The 15587-nt window shown below is 41.7% G+C and carries 11 protein-coding genes; 6 read left to right on the top strand and 5 right to left on the bottom strand.

Annotated features, from left to right (window positions below; genetic code table 11):
• The first annotated feature begins 54 nt into the window (after window positions 1-54).
• On the top strand, window positions 55-933 hold the full coding sequence (locus IE222_RS26775) for a beta-N-acetylglucosaminidase domain-containing protein (RefSeq protein ID WP_191276777.1): 879 nt from the start codon (window positions 55-57) through the stop codon (window positions 931-933).
• Window positions 860-2458 carry a beta-N-acetylglucosaminidase domain-containing protein gene (locus IE222_RS23270; protein ID WP_275671498.1) on the top strand — a complete coding sequence of 533 codons (1599 nt, stop codon included), beginning with the start codon at window positions 860-862 and terminating at the stop codon, window positions 2456-2458. The genes IE222_RS26775 and IE222_RS23270 overlap by 74 nt, the downstream gene beginning before the upstream one ends.
• Window positions 2459-2520: 62 nt before the next feature.
• Here IE222_RS23270 and IE222_RS23275 read toward each other — a convergent pair whose 3' ends face one another.
• The 4 genes from IE222_RS23275 to IE222_RS23290 are packed head-to-tail and all read right to left on the bottom strand — an operon-like array spanning window position 2521 to window position 5441.
• Complete coding sequence (locus IE222_RS23275; RefSeq protein WP_191276779.1) at window positions 2521-3195, bottom strand: N-acetylmannosamine-6-phosphate 2-epimerase; 675 nt, start codon at window positions 3193-3195, stop codon at window positions 2521-2523.
• Window positions 3189-4073 (bottom strand): ROK family protein, encoded by an 885-nt coding sequence (locus IE222_RS23280; protein ID WP_191276780.1) that lies wholly within the window; start codon window positions 4071-4073, stop codon window positions 3189-3191. Before IE222_RS23280 ends, IE222_RS23275 begins: the two co-directional genes overlap by 7 nt.
• A gap of 10 nt (window positions 4074-4083) precedes the next feature.
• Window positions 4084-4755, bottom strand: coding sequence for a FadR/GntR family transcriptional regulator (locus tag IE222_RS23285; RefSeq protein WP_223282865.1), 672 nt, complete (start codon window positions 4753-4755; stop codon window positions 4084-4086).
• A complete protein-coding gene (locus tag IE222_RS23290) occupies window positions 4755-5441 on the bottom strand; it encodes a FadR/GntR family transcriptional regulator (protein ID WP_191276781.1) in 687 nt (228 codons plus the stop codon). Before IE222_RS23290 ends, IE222_RS23285 begins: the two co-directional genes overlap by 1 nt.
• A 174-nt stretch (window positions 5442-5615) precedes the next feature.
• On the opposite strand from IE222_RS23290, the gene IE222_RS23295 reads away from it, so the two are divergent.
• Together IE222_RS23295 and IE222_RS23300 are read left to right on the top strand one after the other, a co-directional pair.
• Window positions 5616-6485: an N-acetylneuraminate lyase gene (locus tag IE222_RS23295; protein WP_191276782.1), complete on the top strand. Its 870-nt coding sequence runs from the start codon at window positions 5616-5618 to the stop codon at window positions 6483-6485.
• A gap of 157 nt (window positions 6486-6642) precedes the next feature.
• Entirely contained in the window at window positions 6643-8172 is a 1530-nt protein-coding gene (locus IE222_RS23300; protein WP_191276783.1) for a sodium:solute symporter family protein, read from the top strand.
• 143 nt (window positions 8173-8315) lie between these two features.
• Here the strand turns inward: IE222_RS23300 and IE222_RS23305 are convergent, their stop codons facing one another.
• Window positions 8316-10937 carry a beta-N-acetylglucosaminidase domain-containing protein gene (locus IE222_RS23305; protein ID WP_191276784.1) on the bottom strand — a complete coding sequence of 874 codons (2622 nt, stop codon included), beginning with the start codon at window positions 10935-10937 and terminating at the stop codon, window positions 8316-8318.
• A gap of 583 nt (window positions 10938-11520) precedes the next feature.
• Here IE222_RS23305 and IE222_RS23310 point away from each other — a divergent pair.
• Both IE222_RS23310 and mgrA read left to right on the top strand, forming a co-directional pair.
• Window positions 11521-14190, top strand: coding sequence for an endo-beta-N-acetylglucosaminidase (locus IE222_RS23310; RefSeq protein WP_223282866.1), 2670 nt, complete (start codon window positions 11521-11523; stop codon window positions 14188-14190).
• Between the two features lie 187 nt (window positions 14191-14377).
• Window positions 14378-15367, top strand: coding sequence for an L-glyceraldehyde 3-phosphate reductase (mgrA, locus tag IE222_RS23315; RefSeq protein WP_191276785.1), 990 nt, complete (start codon window positions 14378-14380; stop codon window positions 15365-15367).
• Window positions 15368-15587: the final 220 nt, after the last annotated feature.

Here is a 15587-nt window from a genome sequence, read left to right on the forward strand (position 1 = left end):
AACAAATAACATAAATAAAGTAGTTCGAATAACCAAACACCACAGGAGGTCAATATGACTGAAAAAGGTTTTCCTCTCACAACGAAAGTGGGAATCGTTACAGGAAGTGATACCGATGCATACGCGATTAAAGAGGTAGTAGGTGCCTTGGAAACAGCTGGAGTAAAGGAAATTATCCGCTATACGGACAGTAAAGAGGTCACTGCACCTGTTACGATTTGGATCGGCGGCCCTGCTGAAAATCAAGCTTCCGTAGAAGTGTTGCGGCAAATGGGTATTGAAGGGCCGGAAGCATTGAAGGATGAAGGCTATGTCCTGGCATCAAGCAGCAAAGGAAAAAATCAAATTATCCTGGCTGGTAAGGATCAGACAGGAACCTATTATGCAGCAAAAACGTTTAAACAATTGATCCAACAACAAAAAGGCAGGGATTGGTTTCCGCAGGTGGAAATACGTGACTGCCCGGAAATGTCCATCCGCGGTTCAATCGAAGGATTTTATGGCCCGCCATGGACACATCAAGACAGGCTCCGTCAGTTAGAATTTTACGGTGAAAATAAATTGAATACATATATTTACGCACCGAAGGACGATCCTTATCACCGTGAAAAATGGCGTGAGCCGTACCCTGAGGAAGAATTAGCGAGAATAAAGGAGCTCATCGATAAGGCAAATGAGAATCATGTGAAATTCACGTTCTCTCTGTCTCCAGGCCAATCTATTTGCTACTCAGGAGATAAAGACTTTTCTTTACTAATGGAAAAAATGGAAAAGGTGTGGGACTTGGGTGTTCGCTCTTATGCTATTTTTCTAGACGATATTGATAAAAGCTTATACTGCCAACGGGATCAAGACAAATTTGGTAACGATCCGAATCCGGTTGCTGCCTTATTTATTGAATCGTTATACGAAGGAATTTATTCAAACGCATAAAGGCGCTGAGCGGTTAATTACCGTTCCAACGGATTATACCGGAAATGGCCCAAGCCCCTATCGTGACCGGTTTGCAGCATTGCTCGACAAGGATACGGTTGTCATGTGGACGGGTGAGAAGGTGGTGTCGGAACAGATAACGTCTGAAGAGGCAGAAGAGGTTCTGGGAGTATTTAAACATGATATGTTATTATGGGACAATTTTCCGGTTAACGACTTTGATCGGAACAGCCTGTTTTTAGGCCCAATCGTCGGACGCGATGCGGATTTACCTAAGCATGGAGTAGTGGGAATAACGGCTAACCCGATGAATGAAGCAGAGGCTTCAAAAATACCTCTTTATACCATTGCGGATTATACATGGAACCCAGCTGCTTATAATCCAGAAGAATCATGGGAACGCAGTATCCAATCCTTTGGCGGAGAAGCGGCAGAAACGTTAAAAACCGTAGCTGAAAATATGTATTCTTCACCGATTAACACTACAGAGTCACTTACCTTAACGCCATTGATCGATGAGTTCTGGAAAGCCTATGTATCTGGTAATGCCGATCAAGCAGCTGAAAAGTTAATCGCGGAATTTAAAAAACTTCAGCATGCACCAGCTAAACTGCAGCAGCAGTTGGACAATGAAAAGTTTCTTCAGGAAATCGAGCCTTATATGAAAAAACTAACATTATATGGTGAAGCCGGGGAAGCAGCTGTTCAATACCTTATGGCACAGAAACAAGGCCAAGCGGATAAAGCCAATGAGTATAAAGAAAAACTGTTTCTATTGTTCAATCAGTCGGAGCAGCTTACGCAAAAAATTGGTCAAGGTGTAATCAAGCCATTTTTAGTCAAAAGTGCATTAGTCGTGCCGCCATTACAATTGACGCTGCAGCCAAAGATTGATAGCTTCTGGGAAGCCTATAAAGGAAAGGGTGCAAACCAAGCGGCAGAACCGTTAGTTGCTGAATTTGCAAAACTGCAGCAGATTCCAGAGGATCTTCGTCAAGACATTGATAATGAGGAGTTTTTAACTGCCATTGAACCTTACCTGCAGAATCTAAGCGTCTATGGTGAGGCCGGAAAGGCTGCTGTCCACTATTTAATGGCTGAGAAAGCTGGCCAGTCTGATGCAGATTCCTATAGAGATAGATTAAAAGACTTAATGATGCAGGCATATCAGCTGCCGCAGGAAATTGGCAAAGAGGTTATTAAGCCGTTTTTAATTGAGAGCATGTGGAGGGACCGCAACGTTGTCGAGTATCAAAAGGTAGATAGTGTGAATAAAGGTCGCGGTGATGGTGAATTAATTCAATACACCCCGGAATATGGCGCAACCACCAGAACCAACCCTTGGGGCTATGAAATAACAGTAGTAGAGGGCAGGGTTGTCAAAAGAGGGGGGAATAATTCCTCCATTCCTGAGAACGGATATGTCTTAAGCATTCATGCAACTGACTGGCTGCGAGACAACACTACCATCGGAACAACCATTCAAATCGAAGATGGTATCGTTTTAGTTATATCACCACAATAGGGAAGGGGAATCAGGGTCAATCCCCCGCGGCGTTAAAGCAGCGGGGTGCTGACCCCTTTTTATTAAATCATCTGAACAAATCGCTTTGTGATTTCCATTGGTCGTGTGATGGCACCGCCGACCACGGCAGCATAGGCACCTAGCTGCATGCAGGTTTGGTACATTTCCGGTGTGATGACATTGCCTTCCGCGATCACCGGTATGCTGACGGTTTGCAGCACAGTCTTGAGAAATTCAAAATCGTTAGTATATAATTTCTTCCCATTTGTTTCCTCTGTATAGCCGTGCAAGGTAGTGGAGATGCAGTCAAAACCAAGCTTTTCCGCTTGAACGGCATCTTCAAGTGTGGCGATGTCAGCCATTAGCTCTACCGATGGACTCTTTTCTCTCACATATTCCACTAATTCCTTTAATGAAATATTTTTCGGTCTCTTTCTTGTCGTGGCATCCATCGCAATCATTTCGCAGCCAGCTTCGATTAATTCATCTATTTCTTTAAAGGTTGCAGTAATGAAGACGGAGCTGTCATCGTAGTCACGTTTAACAATGCCGACCACAGGCAGGTCCACTTCTTTTTGAATTGCGATAATATCTTCTTTAGAGTTGGCGCGGATTCCTTTTGCCCCGCCTTCTTTTGCGGCAAGGGCCATTTTTGACATAATAAACGAGCTATGTAACGGTTCATTTGGTAATGCTTGACAGGAAACGATTAATCCGCCTTTTACTTGACTTAACATGATGATTTTTCCTCCTTAAAAAATGGATAAACAGCACCAAACAATGCTGCATCATTGTATAACTCTGCAATTTTAATGTTGGTTTTTAAAAAATGGTCTGGCAGGAAAGCGGGAAGCTGCTTTTGAATATGGTCAAGCAAGTAGCTGCCCTGACGGGAAATACCTCCGCCAATTAAGATACATTTCGGGTCTATTAATAGAATGATTTGGGCTAGACCTTTTGCGACCTCTTGACTCCACGCCTCAATAAGGGAAAGGCAAGTATCGTCCCCTTGTTTGGCCCGGTCAAAAACATCTGCTGTTGATACCTCAGCCCCGAGCTCTTGGTGAATTCGCTGATTGAGGGCAGAGGTTGACGCCCGCATTTCATAATTAGTTTTTGTTTCCGGGTCATACAGTAAATAGCCGACAGAATGTGCTTGATGATAATATCCGTCGATAATTTGTTGATGATAATAAGCACCGCCAATTCCAGTTCCGAGAGTAATGCAAAAAACCTGATCCTCATCCTTTGCAGCACCCTGCCAAACTTCTCCGATGAGCGCGGCATTCACGTCATTTTCAACGTGAACAGGCAGTCCGAATTTACGAGAAAGATAGGATTTAAATTGAGTTCCGATATAATTCTTTATCGTCGGCCCGGCATAAATAATTTCACCTTTTTCTCGATCGACAATCCCGGCCGTACTAATGCCGATGCCGCTGATCACGGTATGCTCCATGACCCCGGCAATAATGGTTTCGACCTGCTTCAAGATGGCATCATCTATGTTTCCTTTTGTCTCCACCTTGTGATGTCCATATAATTGTTTGCGGTCATCGATCAAAGCATATTTTATATAGGTTCCGCCGATATCAATTGATAAATATTCAGCCATCCTAATCCTCCTAGATTTTCGTCTTTTTCAAATGCTTTGTCAGCTGTAATTTGGCTTTTTCTGCATCGCCCGCTAGTAAGGTGTCAACGATTTCTTTGTGCTCGTTTATGAGAATGTGATAATCATCCTTTGTCACTTGAATGTGCTGCACTTGGAAAAAATAACTCGTAATCATATTGGATAATTGAACGAATAAATCATTATTGGTAGCCTTGAGCAGCTGCTTATGAAAATCACTATCTGCTTTTCGAAATTCCTCTTGGGTTGCGGCCGCTTTGCTTTCTTCGACCATCTGCTGCAAAGCATTCAATTCCTGTTGATTATTGTGTTTGACGATTTCTTCAATCGCACTGCATTCAAACAGGATGCGGAGTCCTAGAATTTCCTGAAGCCGGCCACCATTGATCCGCCATAGAAAGAAAAAGTTATCGAGTAAATTTTCAATATTGGATTCTTTTAAAAACGCTCCTTGGCCTTGGCGGATCCGTATGACATCAGTATTTTCCAAAAAGCTTAAGGCTTCGCGAATGACCGATCTGCTGACCCCGAACAACTCCGTAAATTTCCGTTCTGTCGGCAGCTGGTCCCCGGCCTTTAATCCATGGTCCATAATATATTGTTTGATTTCCTGGATGACCGTTTTCTTCAGTGATGTTCTCTCTATGGCATTAATTGGTTCCACTATTTGTTATCCTCCATTTGGTGAATCAAATAAAAAATTGGTTCAAAATGTTTTTTCATCACCTGTTGTGCCCGTTGTAAGCTGCGCTCTCTAATAGCCTCGATCATTTCATCATGCTGTTTATATGCAAGGAGCAGTCCGTCCTCTTTTTCATTAATTTTGACAAGGGAGAAATACTCATTGACCATTTCGGCAAAAGTACAATAGGTTGTATTTTGGGTTGCTTTTATTAGTGATTCATGAAAAAGCCGGTCATATTTTTTTGTGTCCTCATTTTTCATAATCGTTTCATAGTAGCTATCATTGAGCGCTTTCAAATGATCAATATCGACATCGATTTGATTTTCAATGATTAACCTTAAGGCACCCAGCTCAATAATTTCACGAGTTTGCATTAACTCCTTAATTTTCACCCCATAGGTACTGTAGCGATGTTTTAGAATCGTGTGAATAGGGTCGAGCTTTGGCTCTGCAACATAAACGCCGCCGCCTGATTTCACCTGTAAAATGCCTACTGCCTGCAAGGAAATTAGGGCCTCCCGAATCACCGTTCGGCTCACCTGGAGCTTGTTGATGAGCTCTTTTTCGGAAAAAAACTTATCATTCGGTTTCAAATTATGTTCATAGATATAGCTTTTTATACGATCAATGGCAATGTCAACTAATGATGTTTTTTGAATAGCCATTTTATCACCTCTTATTCTCTATCTATTATAATTTAAAATCACCGAATGGAAACCCTTACGAAAGTGGTTGACTTTTTTAAGTAAGACTTTTATCATGAAGAAGTAAATAAAATTGGTCTGACAATATTATACCTTTGTTAACTGGTTTTATCAAATCATTGTAGGAGGCACATTATGAAAGGCTTATTTTCAGCATTACTCGTACCATTTAATGAGAATGGAGAATTGATAGAACAAGGCTTGCGTGAAATTGTTAGACAAAATATTGAAGTGCAAAAAGTAGACGGATTGTATGTAAACGGGAGTTCCGGTGAAAACTTTATGCTCTCCACGGAGCAAAAGAAACAAATCTTCCGTATTGTCAGTGAAGAAAATAATGGGGCTGTTAAATTGATTGCACAGGTTGGATCTGTGAATTTAAACGAAGCGGTCGAGCTCGGCCAATATGCAACAGAGCTTGGCTATGACAGCTTATCAGCGGTAACGCCTTTTTACTATAAATTTACATTTGAGGAAATTAAGAGTTACTATGAAACTATTATTGAGGCAACAGGCAATAATATGATCATTTATGCTATTCCATTTTTAACAGGAGTATCCATGTCTATGGCTCAATTTGATGAACTTTTCCAAAATGAAAAGGTGATCGGGGTCAAATACACGGATGGAAACTTCTATTTGCTAGAGCGCTTAAGAAAAAGATATCCTGATAAGCTAATCTATTCCGGATTTGATGAGATGCTCATTTATGGCGCTATTTCTGGAGTGGATGGTGCAATTGGAAGCACCTATAACATTAACGGCCAGCGTGCACGCCAAATTTGGGATTTATGCCAAGAAGGAAAAATTACAGAGGCTTACGAAGTCCAGCATGTGACAAATGACCTGATTGAGAAAGTGTTAGACCTAGGACTCTATCAGACATTAAAAGAAGTATTAAATGTGAAAGGCTATCAGGCTGGTACGGTGAAAAAACCAATGGCTTCGATGGACGAAAGTAAGAAAGCGGCAGTAGCGCAGCTTGTGAAGGATTTTAATTTATAATAAATGAAATTTTTGCGATAGTTAGTTGAAGAAGGATTGCCAGAAAGTTGTTTAAGGCTTTTTGGCGGCCTCAATTAACTTAATTTTCCGAGTAAAGTAAGCGTTTTTTAGTCTTTAAAAGCCGAACACCATTTTTTTACAGGAAGGGAAGCTGTGAATGGAAAAAATTAATTTTGGTACAGCGAACTGGGTTGTACTGGTTCTTTATCTCCTAGCAATGTTAGCCGTCGGGGTGTATTTCACCAAAAAATCTAGTAAAAATACTGATGCTTTCTTTAAAGCAAGCGGGAAAATTCCGGCTTGGGCAGCGGGCTTTAGTATTTATGCGACAACGCTTAGTGCCATTACGTACATGTCTACACCTGAGCAGGCCTTTTTAGCCGATTGGTCTTATGCCGCAGGGAACCTTACGATTTTTGCGATTATCCCGGTATTGATTTACTTCTATGTACCGTTTTTTAGAAAGCTGAATGCCACAACAGCGTATGAATATTTGGAGGAACGCTTCGGGGTTTCGCTTCGTTTTGTCGGCAGTTTGCTTTTCACTTTATTCCATATTGGCCGTGTCGCTATTGTCATCTACCTGCCAACACTTGCGATTACACTTGTGTCGGATATTAATCCGATCATCATTGCAAGCGCTGTAGGGGGCCTATGTATTATCTATACCTTCTTAGGCGGAATGGAAGGGGTTATTTGGAGCGATGTAATTCAAGGGATTATTCTTTTAGGCGGTGCTGTGCTTCTTGTAATCCTTGGAATTAATGCCATTGATGGCGGGTTTGCAACCGTTATCCAAGATGCCGCAGCCCATGACAAAATTATTAGTGCGAAAAACTTCGAGTTTGGCGGAGCCGCTGCTGCAATTCCGATTATTTTCTTAGGCTCCATCTTTAATAATTTGCATCAATATACTGCAAGTCAGGATGTTGTTCAGCGTTATCAGACGACGGAAACCATTAAAGAAACGAATAAATCATTATGGACAAATGGTATTCTAGCACTTGTTACGATTCCTATATTCTTCGGAATGGGCACAGTTCTTTTTAGTTACTATAACCATGTTACTGCACTTCCAGAAGGATTTAATACATCGGCACTTGTACCATATTTCATTGTTTCCAGTTTACCTGCCGGAGTGGCTGGGTTAATCATTGCAGCCATTTTTGCGGCATGTCAATCGACAATTTCATCCAGCTTAAATAGTATTTCTGCTTGTGTCACCGTTGATTTTAAGCAGCGCTTTTTCGGCAAGGATGATAAAAAGGATGTTTGGTTTGCTAGATGGACGGTTATTATTGCTGGAATCCTTGGGATGATGGCGGCACTTTATCTGATTTCCACAAACCGTGCGGAAACATGGAACTTGTTCCTCGCGATTACAGGGTTATTCGGTGTTCCGATTGCTGGTATTTTCGCACTTGGAATTTTCACCAAACGTGCGAACACACCAGGAGTATTTATTGGTCTATTCTTAAGTGCGATTACTTCATACTTTGTGAAACAAACCGACCTAACTCCATTTGCGGTTAGTACGGTATCATTCTTTTCATCCTTTATCTTTGGATACCTGGTCAGTCTATTATTTACAAAATATAATAAGGACACGACAGGACTTACCATCTTTACACGCCATGACCAGTATGTAAAGCAGAAAGCTGATACTAATCATACTAGAGCAGTTTAACAAATAAAAAAACTTCTAAAGCAGAAGCGGAAAACTTCCTTAACGTAATAAAGCCCCTGCCGTTTTGAAAATAAAATGGCGGGGGCTTCTTTAATTGCTTAAACACTTACTCTGTTGTTCAAATTCTCATGCAGGAGCCTTTTTTAATTCAGATTGTTCTCCTTTGGGTTTTCGTATTTCGGCGGCAATACTACATCGCCCTCAAGACCCAATACTGCAAATTCATAGATCCGCGCAGCCGGATCGTCACCTTGGGTTGGTTTGTCAACCATAAGGCGGACATAACGTCCTTTTGTAGCTGGCACTGGATCTTTGGTAATACCTTTTTTATTGCCCGTTACCTTGACTAACTCTTTAAAATTCACATTATCATCACTAATCAGAACGCGGTAAGCGGATGTATTACTGCCTGATGGCTCGCCGCCTTCTTCTGCATGCTTCATCACAATCTCACTAACTAAATTTATTCCCCCTAAATCAACCGTTAAATGGTGTGGCTCAGCACCATTCCCACACCATTTTGTATTCAATTTCCCATCAACGGCATATTGAGGCCCTTCCGATGGAGCGGCAGAACTAGAAGCAGCCGCTTCCTTACCAAGGGCAAGATTGGTGGTCTCTTGTTTCGCGAGCTTGGAAACGGTAATTACATTTTCTTTTATCACTTCATTTTGACCAAGACGGTTTTTTCCAAGAAGTTTAACAGTATATAGTCTTTCTTTTTCATAAACTACAGTCGGGTTTTGTTCTGTGCTTTTCTCGACCTTCGCTCCTTCAAATATCCATTCTATTTCTTCGGTAGTCATTGAACTAGTATTTTGACATTTTATTTCTTCTCCTGGAGCAACGAAGGTCTTAGAGATTTTAAAAGAAGCAACGGGTAATGGATCATATTCAAGGGCTTCCTTGATAAATGCGAGGGCCGTTTCTTCAGAGACTCTATTGCCGCTAGTAAGGACAGGTAAGCTGGCTTCAATCTTACTCTTTAATTCATTATATTTATCAGTCTCTTTGTCTCTTTTAGCTAAAACCATCTCTAAAGCCAATTGGTCGTTTTCTCCCAATAGTTTTAGTTTGTTTAAACTTGCTGATGCTTCGCTTAGGATTTCTTGCGGTAATTCTTCCTTCAATGTATCCGCTGCCTGGACCATATCCGCAAATTCTTTTGATAAGAGATTGATTGCTTGTGTTGTATCTTGTCTTTTGGATAGCTTAAACCAAAATTGATCTATCGTCTCTCGAACATTTTCAGCATCGCCGCGTCCGATACTCCAAGAACCGGTCATCCGTGATGAGTGATTAGCAAAAGTTTTCATCTCAGGGGCAAGATCATGAAAGAGATATTCGATGGAACGATTCCATGACCGGTCCGCGTCATAGTTTGATGGATTCCAAGAATAATCGGCTCCTGTTGCCAAGCTGATCTTCGAAAGATTGGCATGTTCCATCGGGTTCATGATAAAGAAATCCATTTTTCCTTCAAGGCTGGTATCGATATCTACGATAGGACCAAGGGCAAGCTTTGATCTCAAATAATCGGAAACCGGATAATTCCACCAAACGCCAATCCGATCCCCATATACTTCGCGCATAAATTCAACATTCTCTAACGGCAGTGATTCCGAGACAACAGCCTGACCCGTCCACATAACCTTAATATCTTTATGTAGTGTCTCAGAGAACGCCTTCGTATAACTGCTTAAATCACCAATGGGGCCCATTGCATGGGTATCATACTCTGTTGGAACGGTGATTAGAGGCTTGACATCTTTCTTTGTTTTCATAAACTCTTCAATAAAGCGGTTTAATAGGTTTGCTTGTTTATCCCCTTGTTTGTTGTCTATATCATCATACAGAATCGCAAAGCTCCGCACCCCCATGTCATAGAGCGATTCGCTTTTCGTCAATAGTGCTTTAAAATCCTCTTCACCGCTTGGACCATCAAATTGAATATCGATCCCTGGAGAAAGGGCAAATACAAAATCAACCTTATTTCTCTTTGCTGTCGTAATTAATTCTTCCATACGCTGCATCTCATTTTCCGGGTAGGACACTCGCCATTTTTCACGATGATAGGGATCGTCTTTTGGGGCATAGATGTAAGTATTCAGTTTATAATCTCCATAGAACTCTAGTTGATCCAGGCGGTCGTGATGGCTCCATGGTTTCCCATAAAAACCCTCCACGCTTCCCCTGACACTCATTAAGGGTTCATCTGTAATGACTACATTTTTTACTTCAAAAGTGTCATTTTCTTTTTCAATTAGCTGCAAGAGGGTTTTTACACCGTAAAAAGTACCGTCCCCATCCTTTCCTTTGACAAAGATGGTACCGCCTTTACACATTTCATTTTCTTCAGAGTTAACCGCTAATATGTAACCTTCAGCCTTTAAATCTGTACATTTCGGCAGCCCCAGCTGATTTTCTAAATTCTGTAGCTCTGGGCCGAGCTTTCCTTCTTCCCCTAAAGCGATCGTCGTGGATGTGCTATCAAATTCCTCATTGATTCCTATATTATTTGCTTTGAAAAATTTCGTTAAAATAGTGAAAGCCTCTTGATCGGCCGCTTTTTCCCCTAGAATATTTACAGTGCTGCTTAATCGCAGGAACCCGCTTTTAATATCGACATTCTGAGGCATTGGAACCAGCTTATTGCCTATATTATTTGCGGGTGAATCAGATGCATAAACCTCGGATTGACTGCCAATGGTTAAGCTTGAGGTCAATTCAGAGGACAAAAATGAGCTGTTTTGTTTTTTCCACATAGGTAAAAACTCCTTTTCTTTTTTTAAATCAATGTGGTACTTAAAACCACACTGATAGGGATATCGACGATTGGGGCAAACGGTCATGCTTGGTCACATACCTTATGCGCGAAATTCTAAGCTGATAAGTAAAAAAGGCATGGAGTGACGAAAGGACTCGAATCCTTTTAATCTACCACCACGCCTTATCGAATTTGTAAATGTGACACATATCAAATTATGTAAAAGATACCATAGGGACTGTAAATGGTCAATTAATTTTGAAAATTAGGGCTATCCTATGATTCTCTCTTTGTCGGGGAAATACAATCGAAATTTGTTTCACGAACCTATCTCCCTTTATTCCATATTGAATTTTTATGAATTATTTTAAGAAATGATGGAAAAACTTTATTACATTTTTATAGTTTATTGACGAAGATATGGTTCACAAATATGGTAGAAGAAAAGATTGGCAAAAGGTCGCACATAGTTATCGTTATTTTTGACAGCGCTTTCCCTGTTTGTTTTGGAAGGCTGCGGGCAAACGGAAGCCAGCTTTATAAGCTTCAATATAAAAAAGTAGAAATGGAGAGGTGGAAAAATGATTTCATTGAAAAAAAGCCATGTGTTTATGGCGGCTTTTTTCGGCTTGTGTTTTATTCTGTTATTGCCAAATACAAGCTCTGCGAAACAGCCAGAATCATCTTATTGGTATCCCGACCAGCTATTAAACTGGAGTCCGGAAAAGGATCCGAACGCTGAGTTTAACCGGAGCCAAATTCCATTAGCCAAACGGGAAGTATTATACAAAGTTAATGAAAATGCGCAATCGGACGCAAAGCTAGTGGCTTTATCCGCGCTTAATTCAAATACAAGCGGCGTTCCGTCGCAAGGCGGAAAGGACTTCATGGCTAACACCTTTAGTTACTGGCAGTATGTCGATCTCATGGTGTATTGGGCAGGTTCTGCCGGTGAAGGGATTATTGTACCGCCAAGTGCAGATGTGATTGACGCTGCTCATAAAAATGGTGTTCCAATTTTAGGGAACGTTTTCTTTCCTCCGACTGTGTATGGCGGAAAGACTGAATGGGTGAACCAAATGCTGACCCAGCGCGAGGATGGTTCCTTTCCAGCAGCGGACAAGCTGTTAGAAGCGGCAGATTACTATGGGTTTGACGGCTGGTTCATTAACCAAGAAACGGAAGGCGGAGACGCCAAGACTGCACAAAAAATGCAGCAATTCCTAGTGTATCTTCAAAACCATAAACAAAAAGATATGCATATCATGTGGTACGATTCGATGACAAACGATGGACGAATCAATTGGCAGAATGCATTGACGGATAAAAACAGCAGCTTTTTACAGGACGGCAAGACACGTGTTTCTGACAGCATGTTTTTAAATTTCTGGTGGCGCGACCAGCAGTCCTCCTCCAACAAAGCACAGGAACTCGGCAGAAGTCCTTATGATTTGTTTACCGGCATTGATGTGGAGGCAAATGGAACAGGCACAAAGGTTCCTTGGCAGGGAATCTTCCCAGAGGGTAAAGCACCTTTAACCTCTTTAGGAGTTTATCGTCCAGACTGGGCCTTTAAAACGGCCGAAACAATGGAACAGTTTTACCAAAAGGAAAATGAATTTTGGGTAGGTAAGTCCGGAAATCCAGCATTAACAAACGAGAACGGCACATGGAAAGGGCTGGCCCATTATTTCACAGCTAAAACAGCAATTGAGGAACTGCCTTTTGTCACTCATTTTAATACAGGAAGCGGTAAGTTCTTTGCAGTAGATGGGCAGAAGGTAAGCGACCAGTCTTGGAATAACCGCAGCCTTCAAGATATCCTGCCGACTTGGCGCTGGCTGAAAGAGGGCGGACAGGCCGTGAACGTTGATTTCGATTGGAATACAGCCTATTACGGCGGCAGCTCATTGAAGCTTTCCGGCACAATTGATGCGAACAATCCGACCCATCTTAAACTTTATAAAACCAACCTGCATATTCAAAAAGACACTGAAATCGCTCTGACTTACAAAACAGATATGAAAAAGCCAAACATGAAGCTTGGAATCAGCTTCACCAACAATCCCGACCAATTTGTCTTTTTTGATGTGAAAAAACAAAGCCATCAACAATGGATGACGGATTCATTTAAATTGAAAAAATACAGCGGTAAAACAATCGCGGCCATTTCGCTTTTCGTTGAAAGTGACAATGAAGTAAAGGATTTTACGACAAATATTGGAGAAATCAAGGTTTATAACAAACAAGAGAAACACACTGCCATCGATTCTCCAAAGCAGGGAAAGGTCAGTAAGATTGAGTTTTCCAAAGGAATTTATGCTGATGCTGCACTTGCATGGAATCCTGCTGCTTCCGATGTGAGTCATTATGAAATTTACCGGAAGCTGCCAAACAACGAAAAAGAGTTTGTTGGAGCAACACCTAACCATGTTTATTATATTTCCAATCTAAAACGAAACGGGAAGGAAGGCAGCACCAATTTAGAAATTGTGGCCGTGAACAAAGAATTCAAACGAAGCGAGCCAGAAGCTGTATCATTCGAATGGCCGCCATATCCAAAGCCTGAGGCGGATTTCCGTGCGGATAAAACAGTAGCGGCACCAGGGGAGAAGATTCAATTTTTCAATGCCTCTTCAGAAGTAACAGAAGAAGTGGAATGGCATTTTGAAGGCGGTACACCATCTGTCAGCCAAGAGAATAATCCGGTTGTCAGCTATGATAAAGAAGGAGTCTACCCTGTTACCTTAATCGCGAAAAACAGCGAGGGTGAAAGTGTTCTGACAAAAGAAGCGATGATTACGATTTCCGAAGCTGCTAAGGATATTAAAAATGTAGCATTGAACAAGAGTGCTGTCGCCAGCGGGCAGTGCGCCCCGGCAGAAGCGGCAAAATATGCTTTTGATGGAGCCGTTAACAGCAAATGGTGCGCATTAGGAGATGCCCCGCATTGGTTAAAGGTTGATTTAGGCGGTTCATACGAGATTTCTAAATTCGTTATACATCACGCTCAAGCAGGCGGAGAGCCGCAGGCCTTTAATACCCAGGGATTCAGAATTGAAGTGAGCACAGACGGAGAAAACTGGACAGAAGCTGTAAAGGTAACAGACAATACTGAAGCAGTTTCAGAACACAGCATTACGTTAACATCCGCACGCTATGTACGATTATGGGTTGATAAGCCTACACAAGGCGGTGACCAGGCCGCAAGAATCTATGAATTTGAGGTTCATGGATTTCCAAGTCCATAGGTCCTAGAACACGTACTCTCTTAAAATTGGATTTAAAGGTCGGTCCTTTTTAGGGGCCGGCCTTAGAATTTTTTTAAAACTTAATTGTTAGCGAAATAGATTAAAAGTGTTATTATATGGATATCCATGTTAGTCCAAATGCCTTCCCTTTTCTGAAAATTCTTTTAAAAAAAGGAGCTCTAAAACAATGGTATATCAAGCAGCAGAAAATCGTTATGAATCAATGAAGTATAATAGAAGCGGCCGGTCTGGACTACAGCTTCCTGCCGTTTCACTAGGACTATGGCATAACTTTGGCGGGGTAGACTCTTTTGAAAATGGACGTGCCATGCTAAGAAAAGCCTTTGATTTAGGCATCACTCATTTTGATTTAGCCAACAATTATGGACCGCCGGCTGGGTCTGCTGAAGAAATGTTTGGACAAGTACTAAAGAAAGACTTTGCCCCTTACCGTGATGAAATGATTATCTCTACGAAAGCAGGCTATTATATGTGGCCAGGACCATATGGAGAATGGGGTTCTAGAAAAAATCTGATTTCGAGCTTAGACCAAAGCTTGAAGCGTATGGGCTTAGACTATGTCGATATTTTTTATTCACACCGTCCTGACCCTAATACACCATTAGAGGAAACCATGGCTGCATTGGACTCCGTCGTTCGCCAAGGGAAAGCCTTGTATGTAGGAATCTCTAACTATAGTGCTGAACAAACCGCTCAAGCAATTGAAATTCTTAATAGGCTGGGAACACCATTATTAATTCACCAGCCAAGCTATTCTATGTTTAATAGATGGATTGAAGACGGGCTGCAGGATGTGTTAGGGGAAAATGGCGTTGGTTCAATTGCCTTTAGCCCTCTTGCACAAGGCTTGTTAACTACTAAATATTTAACAGGTATTCCAGCTGATTCTCGTGCAGCAAAGCCAACAGGCTTCCTGCAGGAAAATCAAATTACACCAGAACTGGTTGCACGTGTGCAAAGATTAAATGAACTTGCTGGAGAACGCGGTCAAAGCCTGTCACAAATGGCTCTTGCCTGGGTACTGCGCGGCGGCAAAGTAACCTCTGTCCTCATCGGGGCCAGCAAAGTTAGTCAAATTGAAGAAAACGTTGCTGCTTTAAATAACTTAGATTTTACAGAAGACGAGCTTAATCTGATTGATGAAATCCTTAAATAGATAACAAAGAGGGTGTCCAAAGGGCACCCTTTTCTTGCAGAAAAATGATTTAAGGCTCCGTCAAAGTGCACGCTGAGGTTAGAAAATCACGGAATCGCGCACATAGAGCCCGTCAAAGAGCGCGCCAGAGACCAAAAATCAAGTCGCCGCGCACATAGACCCCATTAAAGAGCGCGAAGGACAACCAAAATCGTTCCCCCGCGCAGTTTACTGCCCAAAA

Source organism: Neobacillus kokaensis (assembly GCF_014656545.1).
Classification (GTDB): Bacteria; Bacillota; Bacilli; order Bacillales; family Cytobacillaceae; genus Neobacillus; species Neobacillus kokaensis.